The sequence below is a fragment of the Pseudorhodoferax sp. LjRoot39 genome, assembly GCF_964253035.1.
Lineage (GTDB): Bacteria > Pseudomonadota > Gammaproteobacteria > Burkholderiales > Burkholderiaceae_C > Pseudorhodoferax.
The window spans coordinates 6396025-6417620 of sequence record NZ_CAXUQL020000001.1 but is presented as its reverse complement, the minus strand read 5'-3'; the positions used below and the strand labels follow the sequence as shown (position 1 = coordinate 6417620).

Below are 21596 nucleotides of genomic sequence, written 5' to 3'. Positions count from 1 at the left end.
AAGTCTTTGCGCCCTCAATGCCCCAGCGCGCGCAGCCCCACCAGCACCACCGTCGCCAGGCCCAGCACCACCGTGCAGACCTGCCAGAACAGCACCGGATCGCGCTCGGCCAGCGGCATCGCGCGCGTGCGCAGCAGCGCCGCGCCCGGCCGGTGCAGGTCGTGCACGAACTCCGACACCGCCTCCTGTCGCCGGGCCGGGTCGCCCTGCAAGGCCTTGTGCAGCACCGCGTCCAGCCAGGCCGGCAGCTCCGGGCGGTGGTGGCGCAGCGGCACGTAGCGCAGGCGTTTCAAGTCCGCGGGCGTGCGCAACTGGGTGACCTGCAGGCCATAGGGCAGCTGGCCGCTGAGCATCTGGTAGCTCAGAACGGCCAGCGCGAACAGGTCGGCGGCGGCCGTGGGCTGGCCGCCGACGAAGTACTCGGGCGCGGTGTACTGCAAGGAGCCGACGATGCGCGTGGCCTCCCGCGTCGGCGCCGCCTCGGCCAGCCCGGCCACATGGGCCGAGGCGAGATCGATGATCTTCACGGTGCCGCTGCGGTCGACCATCACGTTCTCGGGCCGCAGGTCCTGGTGCAGCATCTCCTTGCCGTGCAAGGCCTGCAGGCCCTTGGCCAATTGCGCGACCAGGCCGCGCACGCTGTCCAGGTCGGGCCGCGGATGGTCGGTCATCCATTGCGCCAGGGTCTGGCCTTCGATGTATTCCATCGCCACGTACAGGTGCTCGCGCGCGCGCTCGCCGGGGGCGGCCTGCAGCACATGCGGGCTGTGCATGCGCCGCGCCACCCATTCCTCCAGCAGGAAGCGGTCCAGCGCGTCGGCGTCCTCGCGCAGGTCCACGGCCGGCACCTTGATGACGAGCGGCTGGCCGGTCTGTTCGTCGCGCGCGAGGAAGACCTGGCTGCGCGCGCTCGCATGCAGCTCGCGCACCAGCGTGCAGCCCTCGAACACCATGCGCGGCGCCAGCGGTGGCGGCAGCCGCAGCTGCGCGCGCCGGGCCTGCCAGGGCTGGGCGTCGTGCGGGGGCAGGGTGTCGATGCGCAGCAACTGCACGGTGGCATCGTCGCGGCTGCCGCGGGCGCGTGCCGTCTCGGCCAGGGTGCGGGCCGCGGCGTCGAAGTCCTGGGGCCAACGGTCCAGCGCGGCATGCACGGCGGCCGCGTCCAGGCGCTCGTAGGCGCCGTCGCTGGCCAGCAGGTAGAGCGCGCCCGGTTCGGCCTCCAGGCGCAGGTGGTCGATCTCCACATGCGCTGTGGCGCCCAGCGCCCGGCCCAGGTAGGACTGCTGGTCTCCCGCATGACCCAGGTGCACGCGGTGGTCCTCGGTGAGCTGCTCCAGCGCCTGCGCGTGCACGCGGTAGATGCGCGTGTCGCCCACGTGGAGCACGTGCAGTTCGCGACCCTTGAGCACGATGGCGCTGAAGGTGCAGCAGTGGCCGCGGTCCTTGTCGAATCGCGCATCGCCGCGCTGGTTCTGCGCATGCAGCCAGGCGTTGGTGGCGCCCAGCACGCATTGCGCGGCGCGGCGCACCGACCAGGCTTCCGAGCAGGCGTAGTAGTCGTCGAGGAAGCCGCGCACGGCGGCGGCACTGGCCAGCTGGCTCACGGTGCTGGAGCCGATGCCGTCGGCCAGCGCCACGGCGATGCCCTTGGTGTGCAGCGCCGAGCCCGTGGGGACGACGGCGCCGTGGAAGTCCTGGTTCAGCCCATCGCTACCTGCCAGCGAATGCTGGCCGAGCGTGACCTCAAGCGATGCGGCGCTTGGCACCGGTCTTGTAGTGCGTGGAGTACAGCGTCGCGCCGACGAAGGTCAGGCCGCCCACCAGGTTGCCCAGCACGGTGGGGATCTCGTTCCAGACGATGTAGTCCATCATCGTGAACTTGCCGCCCAGCATCAGGCCGGTGGGGAACAGGAACATGTTGACGATGCTGTGCTCGAAGCCCATGTAGAAGAACACCATGATGGGCATCCACATGCCGATGGCCTTGCCCGAGACGCTGGTGGACATCATGGCCGCAACCACGCCGGTGGACACCATCCAGTTGCACATGACCGCACGCACGAACAGCGTGAGCATGCCGGCCGCGCCGTGCGCCGAGTAGCCCACAGTGCGGCCCTCGCCGATGTGGCCCAGCTTCTCGCCGATGGCGTTGGGTGCTTCCGAGAAGCCGAAGGTGAAGATGATGGCCATGAACACGGCCACCGTCAGCGCACCGGCGAAGTTGCCGCAGAACACCAGGCCCCAATTGCGCAGCACGCCCTTCCAGGTGGCGCCCGGGCGCTTGTCGAGCACGGCCAGCGGGGCCAGCGTGAACACGCCGGTCAGCAGGTCGAAGCCCATCAGGTACAGCATGATGAAGCCGACCGGGAACAGCACGGCGCCCAGCAGCGGGTTGCCGGTGTTGACCGTCACGCTGACGGCGAAGGCCGCCGCCAGCGCCAGGATGGCACCGGCCATGTAGGAGCGGATCAGCGTGTCGCGCGTGGACATCAGCAGCTTGGATTCACCGGCGTCGACCATCTTGGTCACGAATTCGGTGGGGGCGAGGTAGGCCATGGCGTTTCCTTGTGTGTTTCAGTTCAGGGCCACGAACACGCGGCCGTTGTCGACGCGTACGGCGTGCACGCCGACGGAGTGCTCGGGCGCCTCCAGGCATTCGCCGGTGGCCAGGTCGAAGTGGTTCTTGTAGAGCGGCGAGGCGACGACGATGCGCTCGCCCAGGCTGCCGATCAGCCCGCGGGCGAGCACGCTGGCGCCCGACTTGGGGTCGATGTTGTCGATGGCGAAGAAGCGGTCCTCGCCGAGGCGGAACACGGCCACGTGGCGGTCTTCGACGAGCGCGCAGACGCCGGTGTGGGGCACGATGTCGTCTGCCTTGCAGACGGCGGTCCAGTTCAGGGTCTTGGTCAGCATGGTGGTGCTCCTCAAATGGTCTCGGCGGTGTCGCGTTCATCCTGGCGCGCCGGCCGGATCTGGCCGCGCTCCTTCACGAACACGATGCGCTGGTCGGGCTGGTCGCTGTTCACAAAACTCTTGAAGCGCTGGCGCACGGCCGGGTCGGTCACGGCGCTCTTCCACTCGCACTGGTAGGTGTCGACCACGTGCTGCATCTGCGCCTCGAGTTCGGCGCCGATGCCGAGCGAGTCCTCGATCAGCACCTGCTTCAGGTAGTCCAGCCCGCCCTCCAGGCTCTCGCGCCAGGTGCTGGTGCGCTGCAGCCGGTCGGCCGTGCGCACGTAGAACATCAGGAAGCGGTCGACCAGCGCGATCAGCGCGTCCTTGCTCAGGTCGCTCGCGATCAGTTCGGCATGGCGCGGCTTCATGCCGCCGTTGCCGCAGACATACAGGTTCCAGCCCTTGTCGGTGGCGATGATGCCCACGTCCTTGCCCTGGGCCTCGGCGCATTCGCGCGTGCAGCCCGAGACGCCGAACTTGATCTTGTGCGGCGCGCGCAGGCCCTTGTAGCGGTTCTCGATCTGCACGGCCAGGCCCACGGAATCGTCCACGCCGTAGCGGCACCAGGTGCTGCCCACGCAGCTCTTCACGGTGCGCAGGCTCTTGCCGTAGGCGTGGCCGCTCTCGAAGCCGGCGGCGATCAGTTCCTCCCAGATCAGCGGCAACTGCTCCAGCCGCGCGCCGAACATGTCCACGCGCGCGCCGCCCGTGACCTTGGTGTAGAGGCCGTACTTCTTGGCCACCTGGCCCACGGCGATCAGGCCGTCGGGCGTGACCTCGCCGCCCGGCATGCGCGGCACCACGGAGTAGGTGCCGTCCTTCTGGATGTTGCCGAGGAAGTAGTCGTTGCTGTCCTGCAGCTTGGCGAGCTGGGGCTTCAGCACGAACTCGTTCCAGATGGAGGCCAGCACGCTGGCGGCCACGGGCTTGCAGATGTCGCAGCCCAGGCCCTTGCCGTGCTTGGCGAGCAGCTCGTCGAAGGTCTTGATCTGGCCCACGCGCACCAGGTGGTAGATCTCCTGGCGCGAGTAGGCGAAGTGTTCGCAGACATGGTTGTTGACGGCCATGCCGCGGCGCGCCATCTCGAACTTCATGACCTGGGTGACCAGCGGCACGCAGCCGCCGCAGGTGGCGCCGGCCTTGGTGCAGGCTTTCAGGTCCGCCACGGTGCAGGCGCCTTCGCCGACGGCCGCGCAGATCTGGCCCTTGCTGACGCTGTTGCACGAGCAGATCTGCGCCGTGTCGGGCAGGGCTTCCACGCCCAGGCCGGGCTTGGCCTTGCCGTCGCTGGAGGGCAGGATCATGAACTCGGGATCGTCGGGCAGGGCCAGGCCGTTGAGCGCGGTCTGCAGCAGCGTGCCGTATTCGTCGGCATTGCCCACCAGCACCGCGCCCAGCAGCTTCTTGCCGTCCTCGCTGACGACGATCTTCTTGTAGATCTGCTTGCGCTCGTCGACGAAGTGGTAGGAGCAGGCACCCGGCGTCTTGCCCTGCGCGTCGCCGATGCTGGCCACGTCCACGCCCATGAGCTTGAGCTTGGTGCTCATGTCGGCGCCGGTGAAGGCCGCCGTAGCATCGCCCAGCACATGGCGTGCAGCCACGCGGGCCATGTCGTAGCCCGGCGCGACCAGGCCGAACACCTGCTCGTTCCACGACGCGCATTCGCCGATGGCGTAGACGTCGTGGTCGCTGGTGCGGCAGTGGTTGTCGATGACCACGCCACCACGCGGGCCGATGGCCAGCACGCACTGGCGCGCCAGGTCGTCGCGCGGGCGGATGCCGGCGGAGAACACGATCATGTCGGTCTCCAGGTGTGTGCCGTCGGCGAAGACCAGGCGGTGGCGCGCCGTGGCGCCGTCGACGATCTCGGTGGTGTTGCGGCCCGTGTGCACCTGCACGCCCAGCGCCTCGATCTTCTTGCGCAAGGTGCGGCCGCCGCCTTCGTCCACCTGCACGGTCATGAGTCGCGGGGCGAACTCCACCACATGCGTCTGCAAACCCATGTCGCGCAGCGCCTTGGCGCACTCCAGGCCCAGCAGGCCGCCGCCGATGACCACGCCGCTGGCCGACCTGGCGCCGGAGGCCTGCATGGCCTCCAGGTCCTCGATGGTGCGGTAGACGTGGCAGCCGGGGCGGTCGCGGCCTGGCACGCCGGGCACGAAGGGGTTGGAACCGGTGGCCAGCACCAGCTTGTCGTAGGGGACGACTTCGCCGTCGGCGGTGGTCACGGTCTTGTTGCGGCGTTCCACGGCCGCTGCGCGGGCGGCCAGACGCAGTGTGAAGCCGGTCTTCTCGAAGAAGCCGGGCTCCACCAGCGAAAGCGCGTCGGCGGTCTTGCCGCTGAAGAACTCCGAAAGGTGCACGCGGTCGTAGGCCGCGCGCGGCTCCTCGCAGAGCACGGTGACCTGCAGGTCGGGCTGGCCGCTCTCGGCCAGGCTCTCGAGGAATTTGTGGCCCACCATTCCGTGGCCGACGACGACGATCTTCATGCGCTTGCGCTCCTGGCTGCGGACGGGTCGCGGCGCAGGTAGCGCTTCGGCCAGCCCTGGCGGGTGGCGCTTGTGCGCTCCGCCGGTTGGATGGAACACCGCCTGCGCGCAGCCCGGTCGGGCTGCCAGCAGGCAGAGGTTCCGCCACCGTTGGCGGAGAGTCGGGCGGAAATGGAACCGCCCTGTCCCCCGGCTACGGCGCCGAGGGGCAAGGCAGTTGTTGCAATTGACGTGCCAGTCGCTGTTTCAATGGAATCAACGACTTGCGCAGGAGCGCTGGCAGCGCGTCAGCGCGCATGGTGCACGCTGGGCCCCAAGTTGGGGCATCCCCGGGCGGACATGGGCCAGCCTGGGGCAATGCCTCACGGCATGACAGGACTGATCTTGGCGCCCTGCAGTGCCACGCCGGCTTCCAGGCCGGCATTGGTCAGCACGTAGCCGACCACGGGCTGGCGGATGGTGTTGCTGTCGATCTGGCCGTTGGCACCCACGGTGGCCAGGGCCACGGTGGCGTCGGCACCCACGGTCCAGCCCTTGCTGGCGCGGAACTTCTCCAGCGCATCGCGCGTGCTGAACACATAGATCACGGCGCGCGACTGGGCGCCGGCCTGCCAGCCGACCGAGCCGGCCGTGGTGCTGTAGTAGCCCACCGTGCGGCTGCCTTCGCGCAATGCGCCGCGGCCGTATTCGGCGCCCAGCCCCAGGCTGGCGCTGATCACGGACGGGAACACCAGCGTGGCGGCCGAGCGCGCCACGAGTTCGCGCGAGCCCGGCACGGTGTTGTAGAGCTTGGACAGGGCCGCGTCGACGTCGGCATCGATGGCATGTCGCGCCGACGAAGGCGTGCTGGCCGTGCCCGGTTTGGTGGTCGTGCAGCCGACGAAGGCGAGGCTGCAGGCGGTCAGCAGGGCGGTGCCGGCGAGGGTGCGAAAGCGGTTGTTGTGCGTGTTGTGCATGGCGGTTCCTTGGTAGCTCCATCAGCCCGAAAGGGCGGGATGAATGCTAGTTCCGCCGCAGCGGCAAAGTCCCGGAGCGGGATGCCGGCCTACAGGCCGGTGGCACCGCATTCCTCAGGAAAACCCTGTAGAAATGGCGTGCAATTGTCTGAAATTCAGGCAATTGTGTTGTCTGAATTGTCAGTTGATGCCACGAAAGAAACATTGCAAGTCATTGAAAAAAAAGGATTGTTCTGGGTGGCATGGACTGTGCAATTTCCAGGCACCACACATTTGGAGACTACGCCATGAACCGTCGCCGTCTGGCACGCCTGTCAGCCATTGCCGCACTCGCACTGTGCGCCACCGCGAGCTTCGCCCAGTCCAAGGAAATCCGCATCGCCCACGTCTACGGCAAGACCGGCGCGCTGGAGGCTTATGGCAAGCAGACGCAGACCGGCTTCATGATGGGCCTGGACTACGCCACGGGCGGCACCATGGCCGTCAACGGCAAGAAGCTGGTGGTCCTGGAGAAGGACGACCAGGGCAAGCCCGACCTGGGCAAGTCGCTGCTGGCCACGGCCTATGCCGACGACAAGGCTGACCTGGCCGTGGGCACCACGGGATCGGGCGTGGCGCTGGCCATGCTGCCGGTGGCCGAGGAGTACAAGAAGGTGCTCATCGTCGAGCCGGCCGTGGCCGACTCGATCACGGGCGACAAGTGGAACAAGTACATCTTCCGCACCGGCCGCAACTCCAGCCAGGACGCCATCAGCAACGCCGTGGCGCTGGACAAGGAGGGCACCACCATCGTCACGCTGGCGCAGGACTGGGCCTTCGGCCGCGATGGCGTGAAGGCCTTCAAGGACGCGGTCAAGAAGGCCAAGGTCGGCCACGAGGAATACCTGCCGCCGACCACCACCGACTTCACGGCCGGCATCCAGCGCATCGTCGACCAGCTCAAGGACAAGCCGGGCCGCAAGGTGGTCTGGGTGGTCTGGGCCGGTGCCACCACGCCGTTCAACGCGCTGGCCGACGCCGACCTGCAAAAGCGCTTCGGCATCGAGGTGGCCACGGGCGGCAACATCCTGCCGGCCATGACGGCCTACAAGCGCTTCCCGGGCATGGAAGGCGCCACCTACTACTACTTCGGCCTGCCCAAGAACCCGGTCAACGAGGCCATGGTCGCGGCCCACTACAAGGAGTTCAAGACGCCGCCGGACTTCTTCACGGCCGGTGGCTTCTCCGCCGCGATGGCGGTGGTCACTGCCCTCAAGAAGACGGGCGGCGAGACCAACACGAACAAGCTCATCGCGGCCATGGAGGGCATGAGCTTCGATACACCCAAGGGCACGATGACCTTCCGCAAGGAAGACCACCAGGCCATGCAGAGCATGTACCACTTCCGCATCAAGCAGGACCCGGCCTTCGCCTGGGGCGTGCCGGAACTGGTGCGCGAGATCAAGCCTGAGGAAATGCAGGTTCCGGTCCGCAACAAGCGTTGATCGCGGCGTGCTGGAAACCCGAGACCTGACGGTCCGCTTCGGCGGACACGTCGCGGTGAATGCCGTCAGCTGCAGCTTCGCGCCGGGCACGCTGACGGCCATCGTCGGCCCCAACGGCGCGGGCAAGACCACCTACTTCAACCTGATCTCTGGTCAGCTCAAGGCCAGCGCGGGCACGGTGGCGCTGAATGGCCGCGAACTCTCGGGCCTGCCGCCCTCGGCACGCACGCGCGCGGGCCTGGGCCGGGCCTTCCAGCTCACCAACCTGTTTCCCAACCTCACGGTGCTGGAGAACGTGCGCCTGGCGGTGCAGGCCACGCAGGAAGGGCGGCACCGGCGCGGCCTGAACCTGTGGAGCATCTGGAGCGACCACCAGGGCCTGACGGCGCGCGCCGACGCCATCCTCGCCGAGGTGGCGTTGAAAGCCCGTGAACACGACACCGTGGCCAGCCTGCCGCACGGCGACCAGCGCAAGCTGGAGGTAGCGCTGCTGATGGCGCTGGAGCCCCAGGTCTTCATGTTCGACGAACCCACGGCCGGCATGAACGCGGCCGAGGCGCCCGTGATCCTGGACCTGATCCGCAAGCTCAAGCGCGACCGCAGCAAAACCATCCTGCTCGTGGAGCACAAGATGGACGTGGTGCGCGAACTGGCCGACCGGATCATCGTGCTGCACAACGGGCAGCTCGTGGCCGATGGCGACCCGGCGGAGGTCATCGCCTCGCCGATCGTGCAAGAGGCTTACCTCGGAGTGGCCAGGGCATGAACCTGTTGGAACTGAAGGACGTGCACACGCACATCGGCGCGTACCACATCCTGCATGGCGTGGACCTCGTGGTGCCCAAGGGCCAGGTCACCATGCTGCTGGGCCGCAACGGCGCCGGCAAGTCGACCACGCTGCGCACCGTCATGGGCCTGTGGCATGCGTCGCAGGGCCGGGTGGCGCTGGCGGGGCAGGACATCACGGCCACCAATACGCCGCAGATCGCCGCGCTGGGCGTGGCCTATGTGCCCGAGAACATGGGCATCTTCGCGGACCTCACGGTCAAGGAGAACATGCTGCTGGCCGCGCGCGCGGCCAAGCGTGCCGAGCAGATGGACCCGGCGCGGCTGCAGTGGATCTTCAAGATGTTCCCGGCGGTCGAGAAGTTCTGGAACCACCCCGCGGGCAAGTTGTCGGGCGGGCAGAAGCAGATGCTGGCCGTGGCGCGCGCCGTCGTCGAGCCGCGCCAGCTGCTGATCGTGGACGAGCCCAGCAAGGGCCTGGCGCCGGCCATCATCGACAACATGATCGATGCCTTCGCCGAGCTGAAGGGGCAGGGTGTGACCATCCTGCTCGTCGAGCAGAACCTGAACTTCGCGCGGCGGCTGGGCGACACCGTGGCCGTGATGGACAACGGCCGCGTCGTGCATGCCGGCGGCATGGCCGCGTTCTCGGCCGACGCGGTCTTGCAGCAGTCCTTGCTGGGACTTGCCATATGAACAACTTTGACTGGAAACCCCTGGCCCTGGTGCCGGTGCTCGCGCTGCTGGCCTTGCCACTGGTCGGCTCGCCTTCGACCTGGCTCACGCTCACGGTCGCGGGCCTGGCCATGGGCATGATCGTCTTCATCATCGCCTCGGGCCTGACCCTGGTGTTCGGCCTCATGGACGTGCTGAACTTCGGCCACGGCCTGTTCATCGCCATCGGCGCCTTCGTCGCCAGCAGCGTGCTGGGCCTGATGGGCGACTGGACCGGCTCGCAGGAACTCTGGCGCAACCTGGTGGCCGTGTTCCCGGCCATGCTCGTGGCCATGGCGGTGGCGGCCGCCGTCGGCCTGGCCTTCGAGCGCTTCATCGTGCGGCCGGTCTACGGCCAGCACTTGAAGCAGATCCTCATCACCATGGGCGGCATGATCATCGGCGAGGAGTTCATCAAGATGGTCTGGGGGCCGGCGCAGATCCCGCTGCCCTTGCCCGAAGCCTTGCGCGGCTCCCTGTTCTTCGGCGAGGCCGCCATCAGCAAATACCGGCTGCTGGCCGTGGCCGTGGGCGCCGTGGTGTTCGTGGCGCTTGCCTGGACCTTGGCGCGCACCAAGATCGGCTTGCTGATCCGCGCCGGCGTGCAGGACCGTGAAATGGTCGAGTCGCTGGGCTACCGCATCGGCCGGCTGTTCATCGGCGTGTTCGTGGCCGGCAGTGCGCTGGCGGGCCTGGGCGGCGTGATGTGGGGCCTGTTCCAGCAGAACCTGGTCCCGCAGATGGGCGCGCAGGTCAATGTGCTGATCTTCATCGTCATCATCATCGGGGGCCTGGGCTCCACGCTGGGCGCGTTGATCGGGGCGCTGCTGGTGGGGCTGCTGGTGAACTACGTGGGCTTCGTGCTGCCGGTGGCCACGCAGTTCGCGAGCATCGCGTTGATGGTGGCCGTGTTGATGTGGCGGCCGCAGGGCGTCTATCCGGTGGTGAAGGTATGAGCCGTCTGCTGTCGCACGATCTGCCGCGCAGCCGCGTGCTGGCCGTGATCCTTGTCGCGCTGCTGCTGGGTCTGGCCCTCGCGCCCTTCCTGTTCCCGGGCGTCAAGGCGCTCAACGTCGCGGCCAAGGTGCTGGTGTTCGTGGTGCTGGTCGCCAGCTTCGACCTGCTCTTGGGCTACACCGGCATCGTGAGCTTCGCCCACACCATGTTCTTCGGCATCGGTGCCTACGGCGTGGCGATCGCGTCCTCGCGCATGGGCGCGGGCTGGGATGCGCTCGCGGTGGGCATCGGCGCGGCGCTCGCGCTGTCCTTCGTGCTGTCGCTGGCCATCGGCCTGTTCTCGCTGCGCGTGCGCGCGATCTTCTTCGCGATGATCACGCTGGCCGTGGCCTCGGCCTTCCAGACGCTGGCCTCGCAGCTCTCGTCTTTCACAGGCGGCGAGGACGGGCTGACCTTCAAGATGCCCGAGCTGATCTCGCCGAGCTTCGAGTTCGCCGAGGAGCCTTTCCTGGGCGCCTCGCTGGATGGGCGCTTGCTCTGCTACTACGGGCTGTTCGTGCTGGCCGTGGTGCTGGTGCTGGCGCTGCTGCGCATCGTCAACTCGCCGTTCGGCCGGGTGCTGCAGGCCATCCGCGAGAACGAGTTCCGCGCCGAGGCCATCGGCTACCGCGTGGTGGTCTACCGCACGACCGCGGCCGTGCTGTCGGCCCTGTTCGCCACGCTGGCCGGCGCCATGCTGGCCATCTGGCTGCGCTACAACGGGCCGGACACCTCGCTGTCGTTCGAGATCATGGTCGACATCCTGCTGATCGTCGTGATCGGTGGCATGGGCACCGTCTACGGCGCGGCCATCGGCGCCACCTTGTTCGTGGTGGCGCAGAGCTATCTGCAGGACCTGCTGCGCCTGGCGAACGAGGCCGTTGCCGGCGTGCCCTGGCTGGCCGCCGTGTTCACGCCGGACCGCTGGCTGCTGTGGCTGGGCTTGCTGTTCGTGCTCTCGGTCTACCACTTTCCCACCGGCATCGTCGGGCGCCTGCGGGCGCGCGCGCTGGCACGGCGCTGACTTCGTTCAACCAGAGGAGACAGACATGCGATGCGAGAAGCTGCGGCGGATGCCGCTCTGTGCTGTGGCCGTCGCGGCGGCGACCCTGTTGGCAGGCTGCGGCGGCGACGACGGCCCCCAGGCCAACACCAAGCCCGATTTCATCGGCACGGTGACCATGCTGGAGTACGACGGCAGCCAGGACGACCTGCTGACCGCCGGCCTGGGCAAGACCGGCCTGGCGGGCGCCGCACCCGTCTATGCCAACGCCACCGCGCCCCGGGCCGATGAGCTGCGCCGCAGCGCCATCTACAACAACTACCGCGCGCTGCTGGACATGACGGCCGCAGGCGGCTACGGCGTGCTCTACGGTCCCAACGTGGCGCTGGACGGCACGGCCTCGCTGGGCGAGGGCAAGGTGGCCGGCGGGGAGTACATCGCCTACAGCGACGACGGTACGGGCCGGCGCAACGTGACGCTGATGGTGCAGGTGCCGAACAGCTTCGATGCGAAGCAGGCCTGCATCGTGACCGCCACCTCCTCGGGCTCGCGCGGCGTCTATGGCGCGATCTCGGCCGGCGAGTGGGCGCTCAAGCGCGGCTGCGCCGTGGCTTACACCGACAAGGGAACGGGCGCGGCGCCGCACGATCTGCAGAACGACACGGTGCCGCTGATCGACGGCACGCGCGCGGCGTCGGCTGCGGCCGGGACCTCGGCCGCGTTCCGCGCCGTGCTCACGGACAGCGAGCGGGCGGCCTTCAACGCGGCCACGCCCAACCGCTTCGCGTTCAAGCATGCGCACTCGCAGCAGAACCCCGAGAAGGACTGGGGCCGCTTCACGCTGCAAGCCGTGCAGTTCGCGTTCTATGTGCTCAACGAGCGGCTGGGCGAGCGGGCGGCCGACGGCACGCGGCGGCAGACCTTCACGCGCGGCAACACGCTGGTGATCGCGTCCAGCATCTCCAACGGGGGCGGTGCTGCGCTGGCTGCGGCCGAGCTGGACGACGCGGGCTGGATCGACGCAGTGGCGGTGTCCGAGCCGGCCGTCGAGTTGCCTGCCGACCCGGGCGTGAGCATCCGGCGCGGCGCCACGGCCGTGCCGGTCAGCGCAAAGACGCTGATCGATTTCACGACCTATGCGCAGGTGTTCCAGTCCTGTGCTTCGCTGGCGCCCAGCCTGGCCGGGGCGCCGTACCAAACGACATACACCGGCTTCTTTGGAATCCCGGCGGCGGGCCGCTGTGCGTCGCTCAAGGCCAAGGGGCTGCTGACGGCAAATGACGTGGCATCCCAGGCGGAGGAGGCGCTGGCCAAGCTTCTCGGCTATGGCTGGGAGCGCGAGGCTCAGGTGCTGCATCCATCTCTTGCGGCCTTTGAAGTGGCGCCTGCCGTTTCGGTGGCCTTTGCCAACGGACTGTCGCGTGCCAGCGTGCGGGATCGGCTGTGCGGCTATGGCTACGCCGGCACCGGTGCGACGGGGGTTCCGGAGGCGCTCAGCGCGGCCGTCGTGGCCACCATGTTTGCCACCGGCAATGGCGTGCCTCCGCAGGTGGGGATGGCGCAGCTGGTCAACGAGAACGCGGTCGGTGGTGCGGCGCGTGACGTGTTCTCGCGCTCGCCGTCCACTGGCAGCTTCGACATGAACCTGGACGGCGCCCTGTGCCTGCGCAACCTGGTCGAAGGCAACGACGCCTGGGCGCAGCGCCTGAAGACCGGCGTGGACGAAACACGCCGCAATGGCAACCTGCGCGGCAAGCCCGCCGTGATCGTGCACGGCCGCGACGATGCGCTGCTGCCGGTGTCGCACACCTCGCGGCCCTACGTGGCGCTGAACCGCAAGGTGGAGGGCGCGGCCAGCAAGCTCAGCTACATCGAGGTCACCAACGCCCAGCACTTCGACAGCTTCATCGGCCTGCCCGCCGTGCTGCCCGGCTACGACAGCCGCTACATCCCGCTGCACGTCTACCTGAACCACGCGCTGGACGCGGTCTGGGCGAACCTGCGCAACGGCACGGCACTGCCGCCCAGCCAGGTGGTGCGGACCGTGCCGCGCGGCGGCACGCCGGGCGCCGCGCCGGCCATCACGGCGGCCAACGTGCCCGCCATCGCCGCCACACCGGGCGCCGCCGACCGCATCGACTACGCCGCCGGCGTGCTGACCATTCCCGACTGAGTTCCGCCATGACCCCCAGCTCGCACTACGTGGTCTGCGCCGGCCGCGAGATCCACTACACCGCCTGGGGCGCAGCCGATGCCCCGGTCGTGGTCGCCTGGCATGGCCTGGCGCGCACCGGCCGCGATATGGACGAGCTGGCCGCACACCTGGCCGATCGCTACCGCGTGATCTGCCCCGACACCATCGGCCGTGGCCTGAGCCAGTGGAGCCCGGCGCCGCGCGAGGAGTACTGCATCGCGTTCTACGCGCGGCTGGCCGAGGCACTGTTCGACGCACTGGGCATCGGGCAGGCGCACTGGGTCGGCACGTCGATGGGTGGCGCCATCGGCATGGCCTGTGCCGGCGGGCTGGTGGTGCCGGACATGCGCGCACGCGTCCGGAGCCTGGTGCTCAACGACAACGCGCCGCAGCTGGCCGACGCCGCCATCACGCGCATCCGCGCGTACGCGGGCCAGCCGCCGACGTTCGCGCGCGTGACGGAACTGGAGGCCTTCTTCCGCCAGGCCTACGCGCCCTATGGCTGGCTCAGCGATGCGCAATGGCGCCGACTGACGGAAACGTCCACCAGGCGTCTGCCCGACGGCCGCGTCACGCCACACTACGACCCGGCCATGGTCGGGCAGTTCGTGGACCATCCCGACGACTACCTGCTGTGGGATGCCTACGATGCCGTCGTGGCACCCGTGCTGTGCCTGCGGGGCGCGCAGTCGGACCTGGTGCTGCCCGAGACGGTGGCTGCGATGCGCGGGCGCGGCCCTGGGGCGGCAGGATGCCTGCAGGTGATCGAGGTGCCAGATTGCGGCCATGCGCCAGCGCTCAACGTGGCGTCGCAACTGGAGCCCGTGCGTGCCTTCATCGATGCGGCGCAGGCCGCCGCCTGAGCGGCACCGGGCGTTTCATTCGGCCACCAGGACGAGTTCTTCGGGCGGCGGCAGCAGCCACTGCGGCCCACGGCTGGGAGGCTCGCCATCGCCCATCGCAACCTCTTGCGCGTAGAGCGCTTCGTCCTCCTCCCCGCCGCCACAACCGGGCAGCAGGGCGAGGGCGAGCAGAAGGGCGGCGGAGGTCTTGAGCAGATGCATGGCGGTGTGAACCTCGGGATGGAGATGGGGTGTTGGGTTCATCGCGCGTCCGCTGGTTCTGGGTCCGTCACAGTCCCGCCACCATTGCACAGCGTCACCAACGCGGCGCGGCACCGACGGCAGGGGCCGATCTGTAGTGTGCATGCGGCGTTCGCTCGGTTGGCTGCCGTGGTCAACCGTTTACGAACCGACACACATCCGCTGGACGGATCGGGCAGCCGATTGCCTGGGTGATCTCTGAGCGCCTTCGCGTCCTGCGATGAACCGCCCTTGGGCGGTTGTGTCGTTCTGGGGCGACGCAGTTTCGGAGGGCATGAATCGACAGACCAGCTCTCGGGCCGATCCGTGCGGAAAGTCGCCAAAGCTGTGCACGAACTGGTGCACTATTCAGGAAGCACCAGCGCGCCGCGCCGGTCGATCCTCCTGCCTTCGCAGTATGTGAGCAGACGCTCCATGCCCATCTGCACAGCGCACCATCCCGCAAGCCAATGAAGCGTTTCCTGATCGCTCTCGCATCTGTTCTATCCGTCTCGGCCGTCGTGGCCTTCGGACCTCTTTCCGACGTGCCCCCTTCCGCGCAGGAGCCCATGGTGTTCGCTGCCGGTTGGTTCGCCGACGACGGCTGGGCTCTGATCGCAACGGTTGTTGCCATGGCCTTGATCGCCAAGAGAAGAAGACCCTGAGGCGCACCGGGGCGCGCCACTGGTTGATCGCCAAAAAAAATCGATCGAAACAGGGTTTGCACTCGTTCAAGAATGCGGCGAATGCACGAACATATTGGTATCAAGTCGTTTCACAGAACACGGTTCGAGATACTGTCATGACCCTCTCCGTCCTTGCCGCCATCGCTCTCATCGCATATTTGGCCCGTGGCGCACTGGCTGCCGGCACCCGGCTCGAGCAGATCAGCCAGGAACGCCAGCAGAACGCCGCATCCCGTCAGGTCCACTGACGCCGCCCATCGCATCCTGTTCGCGGCGGCAGTTCCGGGTCCGGTCGACGGGCTCGGCACTGTGTGTTGACTTGTCCCTGCTCCACGTGGGCAACGCTGTGGACAACCGGGCTGGCATCTTCGGAGATCGTTGTTTGGCGCGGGCTGCGACGCAGTGCCTATCGATTGAGCACAGGCAACTGAGGACCGCGTTGGTGGTTGACGAAAGCCGCAAACCGGTCCGGATCGCGGTGTCTCGGGCGTCTTGCGCGGAGCATGGTTTCGGCGCGGCTTCGTGACAGACGAACCGGCTCCGCCAGAAAGCACAAAGGGTCAGCCTCCGATGGAGACTGACCCTTTGATTTTTTTGGTGCCGGAGAAAGGAATCGAACCCTCGACCTTCTCATTACGAATGAGCTGCTCTACCGACTGAGCTACACCGGCGTAGCCCGCGATTATAGCGTCATTTTTCGGTGTGGTAGCTAGTAGCGCGTTCGACTTCGTTCTTCGAACCCAGGATCACGCTCACACGCTGGTGCAGCTTGGTCGGTTCGATGTCCAGGATGCGCTCCTTGCCGTTGGTGGCGGCGCCGCCGGCCTGCTCGACCAGCCATCCCATGGGATTGGCTTCGTACATCAGGCGCAGCTTGCCCGGCTTCTCGGGTTCGCGCTTGTCCCAGGGGTACATGAAGATGCCGCCACGCATCAGGATGCGGTGCACGTCGGCCACCATGCTGGCGATCCAGCGCATGTTGAAGTCCTTGCCGCGCGGGCCTTCCTTGCCGGCCAGGCATTCGTCGATGTAGCGCTTCACGGGGGCATCCCAGTGGCGCATGTTGCTCATGTTGATCGCGAATTCCTTGGTGTCCTCAGGAATGCGCAGGTTCTCCTGCGTCAGCACGAAGGAGCCTTGTTCGCGGTCCAGCGTGAACATGGCCACGCCGTCGCCGACCGTCAGCACCAGCGTGGTCTGCGGGCCATAGATGCAGTAGCCGGCCGCAACCTGCTTGGCGCCAGCCTGCAGGAAGTCGGCTTCCTGCACGCCGGGGTGGCCGTCGGGCTTCTTGAGCACGCTGAAGATGGTGCCGATGCTGACGTTCACGTCGATGTTGGACGAGCCGTCCAGGGGATCGAACAGCAGCAGGTATTCACCCTGCGGATAGCGGTTGGGCACCACGTAGATGCCTTCCATTTCCTCGGAGGCCATGGCCGCCAGGTGGCCGCCCCATTCGTTGGCCTCGATCAGCACCTCGTTGGCGATGATGTCGAGCTTCTTCTGCACCTCCCCTTGGACGTTCTCGGTCTCGGCAGCCCCCATCACGTCGCCGAGTTCGCCCTTGTTGACAGCGAAGCTGATGCGCTTGCAGGCACGCGCCACCACCTCCAGCAGCAGGCGCAGTTGGGCCGGGATCAACCCGTCCACGCGCTGTTGCTCGACCAGGTAGCGGGTCAATGAGACTTTCTGGGTCATGGGATTCTTTCGAAGTGGATGATCAGTCGAGGGCGCGGGTCACGACCTCGCGCACGTCATTGGACAGGTCGGCCTTGGCGGCCACGCGGGCCAGCGCCTCGCGGGCGGCCGTGCGGTAGGGCTCGGCCAGCTTCTTCCAGCGGTCCAGCGCGCGCGCCAGGCGGGCGGCGACCTGCGGGTTGATGCCGTCGAGCTCGATCACGCGGTCGGCCCAGAACACGTAGCCGGCAGCGTCCGTGCGGTGGAAGCCGCCCGGGTTGGCATTGCAGTAGCTGAAGATCACGCTGCGCGCGCGGTTGGGGTTGCGCAGGTTGAAGTCGGCGTGCCTCATGAGCTGCTTGACGGCGGGCAGCACGTTGCCGTTGCGGTCGGGGCTGCCGGCCTGCAGCGCGAACCATTTGTCCAGCACCAGGGCCTCGTCCTTGAACAGCGCGTGGAAGCGCTGCAGGGCGGGCGCCGCGAGTTCGTGGGCGCTGGCCACCAGGGCCGACAGCGCGTTGAAGCGGTCGGTCATGTTGCCGGCATCCTTGAAGCGCTGGTAGGCCTTGCCAGGCCAGACCGTGTCGCCGCTCGTGCGTGCGGCCAGGCACAGCTGGGCCAGGGCCAGGCCGGCCAGGGCGCGGCGGCCAGAGGAACGCGGGTCGGGCTGGTAGGCGCCGTTGTCGCGGTGCTCTTCAAAGGCCCATTGCCAGTCGTCGAACAGCGCCAGGGCCAGCTGCGCGCGCATGGCTTCGCGCACAGCGTGGATGCGCTGCGGATCGACCACGTCCAGCTGCTCGGCCAGGTAGGTCTCGGACGGTAGCGTCAGCACCAGCTCCTTGAAGGCCGCGTCCAGCACGGGGTGGCGCAGCACCTCGCGCATGGCATCGATGAAGGCAGCGTCCAGCACTGGCTGGCTTGCCGCGGTGCCGTCGTCGGCGATGGCCTTCAACGCACGGCGCAGGGCCAGGCGCTGGCCCGCTTCCCAGCGGTTGAACGGGTCGCTGTCGTGCGCGAGCAAGGCCAACAACTGGGCGTCGCTGTAGTCGATGTCCAGGATCACCGGGGCGGAGAAACCGCGCAACAGCGAGGGCACGGGCTCGGCGGCCAGGCCTTCGAACACGATCTGGTGCTGCGCTTCGGTCATCACGAACAGCGCGGGCTGCTGCGTGGCCAGTTCCTGGCCGCCTTCGCCCAACAGGCCCAGGGCGACCGGGATCACGAAGGGCTCCTTGAGCGCCTGGCCCGGCGTGGGCGCGCAGCTCTGCGTGAGCGTCAGCGTGTAGCGGCCTGCGGCGGCATCCCATTGGCCCGCGGCATGCACGCGTGGCGTACCGGCCTGGCTGTACCAGCGCTTGAACTGCGGCAGCAAGCGCGCGAGTTCGGAGCTTGGGTTGGCGTCCGCGATGGCCTGGGCGAAGTCGTCGCAGGTCACGGCCTGGCCGTCGTGGCGCTCGAAGTACAGCTTCATGCCGGCGGCAAAGCCGTCGCGGCCCACCAGGGTCTGCATCATGCGCACGACCTCGGCGCCTTTTTCGTAGACCGTGACGGTGTAGAAGTTGTTGATCTCCACGTAGCTGTCGGGCCGCACCGGGTGTGCCATGGGGCCGGCATCCTCGGGGAACTGGGCGGTGCGCAGCACGCGCACGTCCTCGATGCGCTTGACGGCGCGGGCCGAGGGCTCGGCGCACAGGTCCTGGCTGAACTCCTGGTCGCGGAACACCGTGAGGCCTTCCTTCAGGCTCAACTGGAACCAGTCGCGGCAGGTCACGCGGTTGCCGGTCCAGTTGTGGAAGTACTCGTGGCCCACCACCGACTCGATGTTGGCGAAATCCACGTCCGTCGCCGTGGCCTGATTGGCCAGCACGTACTTGGTGTTGAAGATGTTGAGGCCCTTGTTCTCCATGGCCCCCATGTTGAAGTCGCTGGTCGCCACGATCATGAAGCGTTCCAGGTCCAGCGGCAGGCCGAAGCGGGCCTCGTCCCAGGCCACCGAGGCCATCAGCGACTGCATGGCGTGCTCGGTCTTGTCCAGATCGCCCGGGCGCACGTAGACCTGCAGCAGGTGGTCGCCGCCCAGACGCGAGCGGATGCGCTGCTCGCGCGCCACGAGCTTGCCGGCCACCAGCGCGAACAGGTAGCTGGGCTTCTTGTGCGGGTCCACCCACTTGGCGAAGTGGCGGTTCTCGTTGCCCTCGCCGGGCAAAGGGCCGTGCTCGACCAGGTTGCCGTTGGACAGCAGCACCGGATAGAGCGTCTTGTCGGCCCGCAGCGTCACCGTGTAGCTGGCCATCACGTCGGGACGGTCCAGGAAGTAGGTGATGCGGCGAAAGCCTTCTGCCTCGCACTGCGTGAAGAACGAGCCGTTGCTGACGTACAGGCCCATCAGCTTGGTGTTCTTGGCGGGTGCGCAGGTCGTGAAGATCTCCAGCGCGAACGCGCCTTCCTCGGCGGCGGGCAGGTTCTCCAGCACCAGCTGGCCGCCTTCGATGCGGAACGAGGCACCCTGGCCGTTGACCAGCACGCGGGCCAGGTTCAGTTCCTCGCCGTCCAGCCGCAGCGCCTGTGCCGGCACCTCGGGGTTGCGGCGCAGCACCATCTTGTTGAGCACCCGGGTCTTGGCCGGGTCCAGGTCGAAGCACAGGTCGACCGTGTCGATCCAGAACGCCGGTGCCTGGTAGTCGCCACGGTGGATGGCCACGGGCTGGCTCTGCGCGTCACGCAATTGCAACATCAAGCATCTCCAGAAATTTCGATGGGGCGAGTTCGTCGTAGTGGTGCACGGCCGCGATCACATGCGGGCCGGCGAGTTCTTCTGCGCTGTGCGTGCTGCACACGGCCACGGCGCGCATGCCGCCACGGCGCGCGGCCTCGATGCCGAAGGGCGCGTCCTCGAACACGATGCAGCGCTCGGGCGCGACGCCGATGCGGCGCGCGGCTTCCAGGAAGATGGCAGGCGTGGGCTTGCCCGAGAGGCCCTCGTCGCCGCCGACGATGGCCAGCGGCGGTGGTTCCATGCCCAGGCGCGACATCACGAATTCAATGTTGTGCCTGTCGCCCGCCGTGCCCACCGCCAGCTTGAGCCCGCGGGCCGCCGCCTGGCGTGCGAACGCGGTGAAGCCGGCCACCTCGCGGAACGTGGCCGCGAACAGTTCGCGGTAGATCTGTTCCTTCTCGTGCACGAAGGCCAGCGCCTCGGCCTCGGCCAGCGGGCGGCCGAACACCTCGGCCATGCACTCCACGCCGGTGCGGCCGGTGGTGCGCGCCAGGATCTCGGCGGCGTCCATCTGGATGCCGTGCTTGCGGCAGAACGCCACCCAGGATTTGGCGTGCGCGGGCATGGAGTCGACCATGGTGCCGTCCATGTCGAAGATCAGGGCTTCGGTCTTCATCCTCAGATGCCCTGCTTCAGCGAAGCTTCGATGAAGGGGTCGAGGTCGCCGTCCAGCACCTTCTGCGTGGCCGAGATTTCCACGTTGGTGCGCAGGTCCTTGATGCGGCTGTTGTCCAGCACGTAGCTGCGGATCTGGTGGCCCCAGCCCACGTCGGTCTTGCTGTCTTCCAGCTTCTGCTGCTCTTCCTGGCGCTTGCGCATCTCGTGGTCGTACAGGCGCGAACGCAGGCGCTTCCAGGCCACGTCGCGGTTGCTGTGCTGGCTGCGGCCGTCCTGGCACTGCACCACGATGCCGGTCGGGATGTGCGTGAGCCGCACGGCCGAATCGGTCTTGTTGATGTGCTGGCCGCCGGCGCCCGAGGCGCGGAAGGTGTCGGTGCGCACGTCCGACGGGTTGATGTCGATCTCGATGGAGTCGTCGATCTCCGGGTACACGAAGATGCTGGCGAAGCTGGTGTGGCGCCCGCCCGAGCTGTCGAACGGCGACTTGCGCACCAGGCGGTGCACGCCGGTCTCGGTGCGCAGCAGGCCGAAGGCGTACTCGCCCTCGATCTTGATGGTCGCGCCCTTGATGCCGGCCGTGTCGCCGGGCGACTCGTCTTCCACCGTGGTCTTGAAGCCCTTGCGCTCGGCGTACTTGAGGTACTGGCGCAGCAGCATGCTGGCCCAGTCGCAGGCCTCGGTGCCGCCGGCGCCGGCCTGGATGTCGACGAAGCAGTTCAGCGGGTCGGCCGGGTTGCTGAACATGCGGCGGAACTCCAGCGCCTCGACTTCGGCCGCCAGCTTGGCGCCTTCGGCCTCGATGGTGGCCAGGCCCGCCTCGTCGCCATCGTCCTTGCTCATCTCGTAGAGCTCGCTGTTGTCGGCCAGCTCACGCGCGAGCCGCTCCAGCGTCACGACGACGTCTTCGAGCGCCTTCTTCTCCTTGGCGAGTTCCTGGGCCTTCTTGGGTTCGTTCCAGACCGCGGGGTCTTCCAGCGCGGCGTTGACGGTCCTCAGGCGTTCGGCTTTGGCATCGGCGTCAAAGATACCCCCGTAGTTCCTGGGTCCTCGCGGCCAGGTCCGTCAGTTGGGTGCCGATCTGGTTGATGTGTTCTGCGTCCATGGTGTTCTCGCTGTGTTCGGTGGTGCCTTGCGGCAAAACGTGCGATTTTCTCATGCGCACCACATCACCCGCCGT

The 21596-nt window shown here is 67.7% G+C and carries 20 protein-coding genes and 1 tRNA gene; 10 read left to right on the top strand and 11 right to left on the bottom strand.

Translation table 11 applies throughout. The features are described 5' to 3' along the window. Positions 1-14: 14 nt before the first annotated feature. The 5 genes from ACSQ4M_RS30015 to ACSQ4M_RS29995 all read right to left on the bottom strand — a co-directional run bounded on the left by ACSQ4M_RS30015 (position 15) and on the right by ACSQ4M_RS29995 (position 6400). Entirely contained in the window at positions 15-1766 is a 1752-nt protein-coding gene (locus ACSQ4M_RS30015; protein WP_436193025.1) for a protein kinase domain-containing protein, read from the bottom strand. After that, positions 1744-2556, bottom strand: a complete 813-nt coding sequence (locus tag ACSQ4M_RS30010; RefSeq protein WP_436193024.1) for a formate/nitrite transporter family protein — start codon at positions 2554-2556, stop codon at positions 1744-1746. Before ACSQ4M_RS30010 ends, ACSQ4M_RS30015 begins: the two co-directional genes overlap by 23 nt. Before the next feature lie 18 nt (positions 2557-2574). Beyond that, entirely contained in the window at positions 2575-2913 is a 339-nt protein-coding gene (gene nirD / locus ACSQ4M_RS30005) for a nitrite reductase small subunit NirD (RefSeq protein WP_436193023.1), read from the bottom strand. An 11-nt stretch (positions 2914-2924) separates the two neighbouring features. Beyond that, entirely contained in the window at positions 2925-5444 is a 2520-nt protein-coding gene (gene nirB / locus ACSQ4M_RS30000; RefSeq protein WP_436193022.1) for a nitrite reductase large subunit NirB, read from the bottom strand. 362 nt (positions 5445-5806) lie between these two features. After that, a complete protein-coding gene (locus ACSQ4M_RS29995) occupies positions 5807-6400 on the bottom strand; it encodes a BPSL1445 family SYLF domain-containing lipoprotein (protein ID WP_436193021.1) in 594 nt (197 codons plus the stop codon). A 138-nt stretch (positions 6401-6538) separates the two neighbouring features. Between ACSQ4M_RS29995 and ACSQ4M_RS29990 the strand changes: the two genes are divergently transcribed. Genes ACSQ4M_RS29990 through ACSQ4M_RS29955 form a run of 8 tightly spaced genes read left to right on the top strand, consistent with a single transcriptional unit; the run spans position 6539 to position 14440 of the window. Then, positions 6539-6691 (top strand): hypothetical protein, encoded by a 153-nt coding sequence (locus ACSQ4M_RS29990; protein ID WP_436193020.1) that lies wholly within the window; start codon positions 6539-6541, stop codon positions 6689-6691. Further along, a complete protein-coding gene (locus tag ACSQ4M_RS29985; protein ID WP_436193019.1) occupies positions 6688-7884 on the top strand; it encodes a substrate-binding domain-containing protein in 1197 nt (398 codons plus the stop codon). The genes ACSQ4M_RS29990 and ACSQ4M_RS29985 overlap by 4 nt, the downstream gene beginning before the upstream one ends. A gap of 7 nt (positions 7885-7891) precedes the next feature. Next, on the top strand, positions 7892-8650 hold the full coding sequence (locus ACSQ4M_RS29980) for an ABC transporter ATP-binding protein (protein ID WP_436193018.1): 759 nt from the start codon (positions 7892-7894) through the stop codon (positions 8648-8650). Continuing rightward, positions 8647-9366 carry an ABC transporter ATP-binding protein gene (locus ACSQ4M_RS29975; protein ID WP_436193017.1) on the top strand — a complete coding sequence of 240 codons (720 nt, stop codon included), beginning with the start codon at positions 8647-8649 and terminating at the stop codon, positions 9364-9366. The genes ACSQ4M_RS29980 and ACSQ4M_RS29975 overlap by 4 nt, the downstream gene beginning before the upstream one ends. Further along, a complete protein-coding gene (locus ACSQ4M_RS29970) occupies positions 9363-10340 on the top strand; it encodes a branched-chain amino acid ABC transporter permease (protein WP_436193016.1) in 978 nt (325 codons plus the stop codon). The genes ACSQ4M_RS29975 and ACSQ4M_RS29970 overlap by 4 nt, the downstream gene beginning before the upstream one ends. Then, the gene (locus tag ACSQ4M_RS29965) at positions 10337-11404 is read left to right on the top strand and encodes a branched-chain amino acid ABC transporter permease (protein ID WP_436193015.1); all 1068 of its coding nucleotides are present in this window, start codon (positions 10337-10339) and stop codon (positions 11402-11404) included. Before ACSQ4M_RS29970 ends, ACSQ4M_RS29965 begins: the two co-directional genes overlap by 4 nt. 25 nt (positions 11405-11429) lie before the next feature. Further along, entirely contained in the window at positions 11430-13556 is a 2127-nt protein-coding gene (locus ACSQ4M_RS29960; protein WP_436193014.1) for a D-(-)-3-hydroxybutyrate oligomer hydrolase, read from the top strand. A gap of 8 nt (positions 13557-13564) precedes the next feature. Beyond that, a complete protein-coding gene (locus tag ACSQ4M_RS29955) occupies positions 13565-14440 on the top strand; it encodes an alpha/beta fold hydrolase (RefSeq protein WP_436193013.1) in 876 nt (291 codons plus the stop codon). A gap of 15 nt (positions 14441-14455) precedes the next feature. On the opposite strand, the gene ACSQ4M_RS29950 is transcribed toward ACSQ4M_RS29955, so the two are convergent. Further along, entirely contained in the window at positions 14456-14641 is a 186-nt protein-coding gene (locus tag ACSQ4M_RS29950) for a hypothetical protein (protein WP_436193012.1), read from the bottom strand. 488 nt (positions 14642-15129) lie between these two features. Here ACSQ4M_RS29950 and ACSQ4M_RS29945 point away from each other — a divergent pair, with 488 nt between their 5' ends. Continuing rightward, entirely contained in the window at positions 15130-15324 is a 195-nt protein-coding gene (locus ACSQ4M_RS29945) for a hypothetical protein (protein ID WP_436193011.1), read from the top strand. Between the two features lie 137 nt (positions 15325-15461). Further along, positions 15462-15593, top strand: a complete 132-nt coding sequence (locus ACSQ4M_RS29940; protein WP_436193010.1) for a hypothetical protein — start codon at positions 15462-15464, stop codon at positions 15591-15593. 347 nt (positions 15594-15940) lie between these two features. Here ACSQ4M_RS29940 and ACSQ4M_RS29935 read toward each other — a convergent pair. From ACSQ4M_RS29935 to prfB, 5 genes are all read right to left on the bottom strand, one after another. Then, positions 15941-16016: transfer RNA gene (locus ACSQ4M_RS29935), tRNA-Thr, on the bottom strand. Positions 16017-16035: 19 nt separating this feature from the next. Continuing rightward, the gene (locus ACSQ4M_RS29930) at positions 16036-17043 is read right to left on the bottom strand and encodes a class 1 fructose-bisphosphatase (protein ID WP_436193009.1); all 1008 of its coding nucleotides are present in this window, start codon (positions 17041-17043) and stop codon (positions 16036-16038) included. A gap of 22 nt (positions 17044-17065) precedes the next feature. Further along, on the bottom strand, positions 17066-19756 hold the full coding sequence (gene pepN, locus ACSQ4M_RS29925) for an aminopeptidase N (RefSeq protein ID WP_436193008.1): 2691 nt from the start codon (positions 19754-19756) through the stop codon (positions 17066-17068). Further along, positions 19740-20414 carry an HAD family hydrolase gene (locus tag ACSQ4M_RS29920; RefSeq protein ID WP_436193007.1) on the bottom strand — a complete coding sequence of 225 codons (675 nt, stop codon included), beginning with the start codon at positions 20412-20414 and terminating at the stop codon, positions 19740-19742. The genes pepN and ACSQ4M_RS29920 overlap by 17 nt, the downstream gene beginning before the upstream one ends. Before the next feature lie 2 nt (positions 20415-20416). Beyond that, positions 20417-21521, bottom strand: a protein-coding gene (prfB, locus tag ACSQ4M_RS29915; protein WP_114466789.1) for a peptide chain release factor 2 whose coding sequence is annotated in 2 segments (ribosomal slippage) — positions 20417-21439 and positions 21441-21521 — 1104 coding nt in all. Because the reading frame shifts where the segments join, the coding sequence is not laid out codon by codon here. Positions 21522-21596 lie beyond the last annotated feature (75 nt).

Excerpts from the sequence above, each read along its gene's own strand:
- ACSQ4M_RS29960 (WP_436193014.1), top strand. The coding sequence starts at position 11,430 with ATGCGATGCGAGAAGCTGCGGCGGATGCCGCTCTGTGCTGTGGCCGTC.
- ACSQ4M_RS29920 (WP_436193007.1), bottom strand. The coding sequence starts at position 20,414 with ATGAAGACCGAAGCCCTGATCTTCGACATGGACGGCACCATGGTCGAC.
- ACSQ4M_RS29945 (WP_436193011.1), top strand. The coding sequence starts at position 15,130 with ATGAAGCGTTTCCTGATCGCTCTCGCATCTGTTCTATCCGTCTCGGCC.
- ACSQ4M_RS29950 (WP_436193012.1), bottom strand. The coding sequence starts at position 14,641 with ATGCATCTGCTCAAGACCTCCGCCGCCCTTCTGCTCGCCCTCGCCCTG.
- ACSQ4M_RS29955 (WP_436193013.1), top strand. The coding sequence starts at position 13,565 with ATGACCCCCAGCTCGCACTACGTGGTCTGCGCCGGCCGCGAGATCCAC.
- ACSQ4M_RS29930 (WP_436193009.1), bottom strand. The coding sequence starts at position 17,043 with ATGACCCAGAAAGTCTCATTGACCCGCTACCTGGTCGAGCAACAGCGC.
- ACSQ4M_RS30010 (WP_436193024.1), bottom strand. The coding sequence starts at position 2,556 with ATGGCCTACCTCGCCCCCACCGAATTCGTGACCAAGATGGTCGACGCC.
- ACSQ4M_RS29970 (WP_436193016.1), top strand. The coding sequence starts at position 9,363 with ATGAACAACTTTGACTGGAAACCCCTGGCCCTGGTGCCGGTGCTCGCG.
- ACSQ4M_RS29995 (WP_436193021.1), bottom strand. The coding sequence starts at position 6,400 with ATGCACAACACGCACAACAACCGCTTTCGCACCCTCGCCGGCACCGCC.
- nirD (WP_436193023.1), bottom strand. The coding sequence starts at position 2,913 with ATGCTGACCAAGACCCTGAACTGGACCGCCGTCTGCAAGGCAGACGAC.
- ACSQ4M_RS29985 (WP_436193019.1), top strand. The coding sequence starts at position 6,688 with ATGAACCGTCGCCGTCTGGCACGCCTGTCAGCCATTGCCGCACTCGCA.
- ACSQ4M_RS29965 (WP_436193015.1), top strand. The coding sequence starts at position 10,337 with ATGAGCCGTCTGCTGTCGCACGATCTGCCGCGCAGCCGCGTGCTGGCC.
- ACSQ4M_RS29975 (WP_436193017.1), top strand. The coding sequence starts at position 8,647 with ATGAACCTGTTGGAACTGAAGGACGTGCACACGCACATCGGCGCGTAC.
- nirB (WP_436193022.1), bottom strand. The coding sequence starts at position 5,444 with ATGAAGATCGTCGTCGTCGGCCACGGAATGGTGGGCCACAAATTCCTC.
- pepN (WP_436193008.1), bottom strand. The coding sequence starts at position 19,756 with ATGTTGCAATTGCGTGACGCGCAGAGCCAGCCCGTGGCCATCCACCGT.
- ACSQ4M_RS29940 (WP_436193010.1), top strand. The coding sequence starts at position 15,462 with ATGACCCTCTCCGTCCTTGCCGCCATCGCTCTCATCGCATATTTGGCC.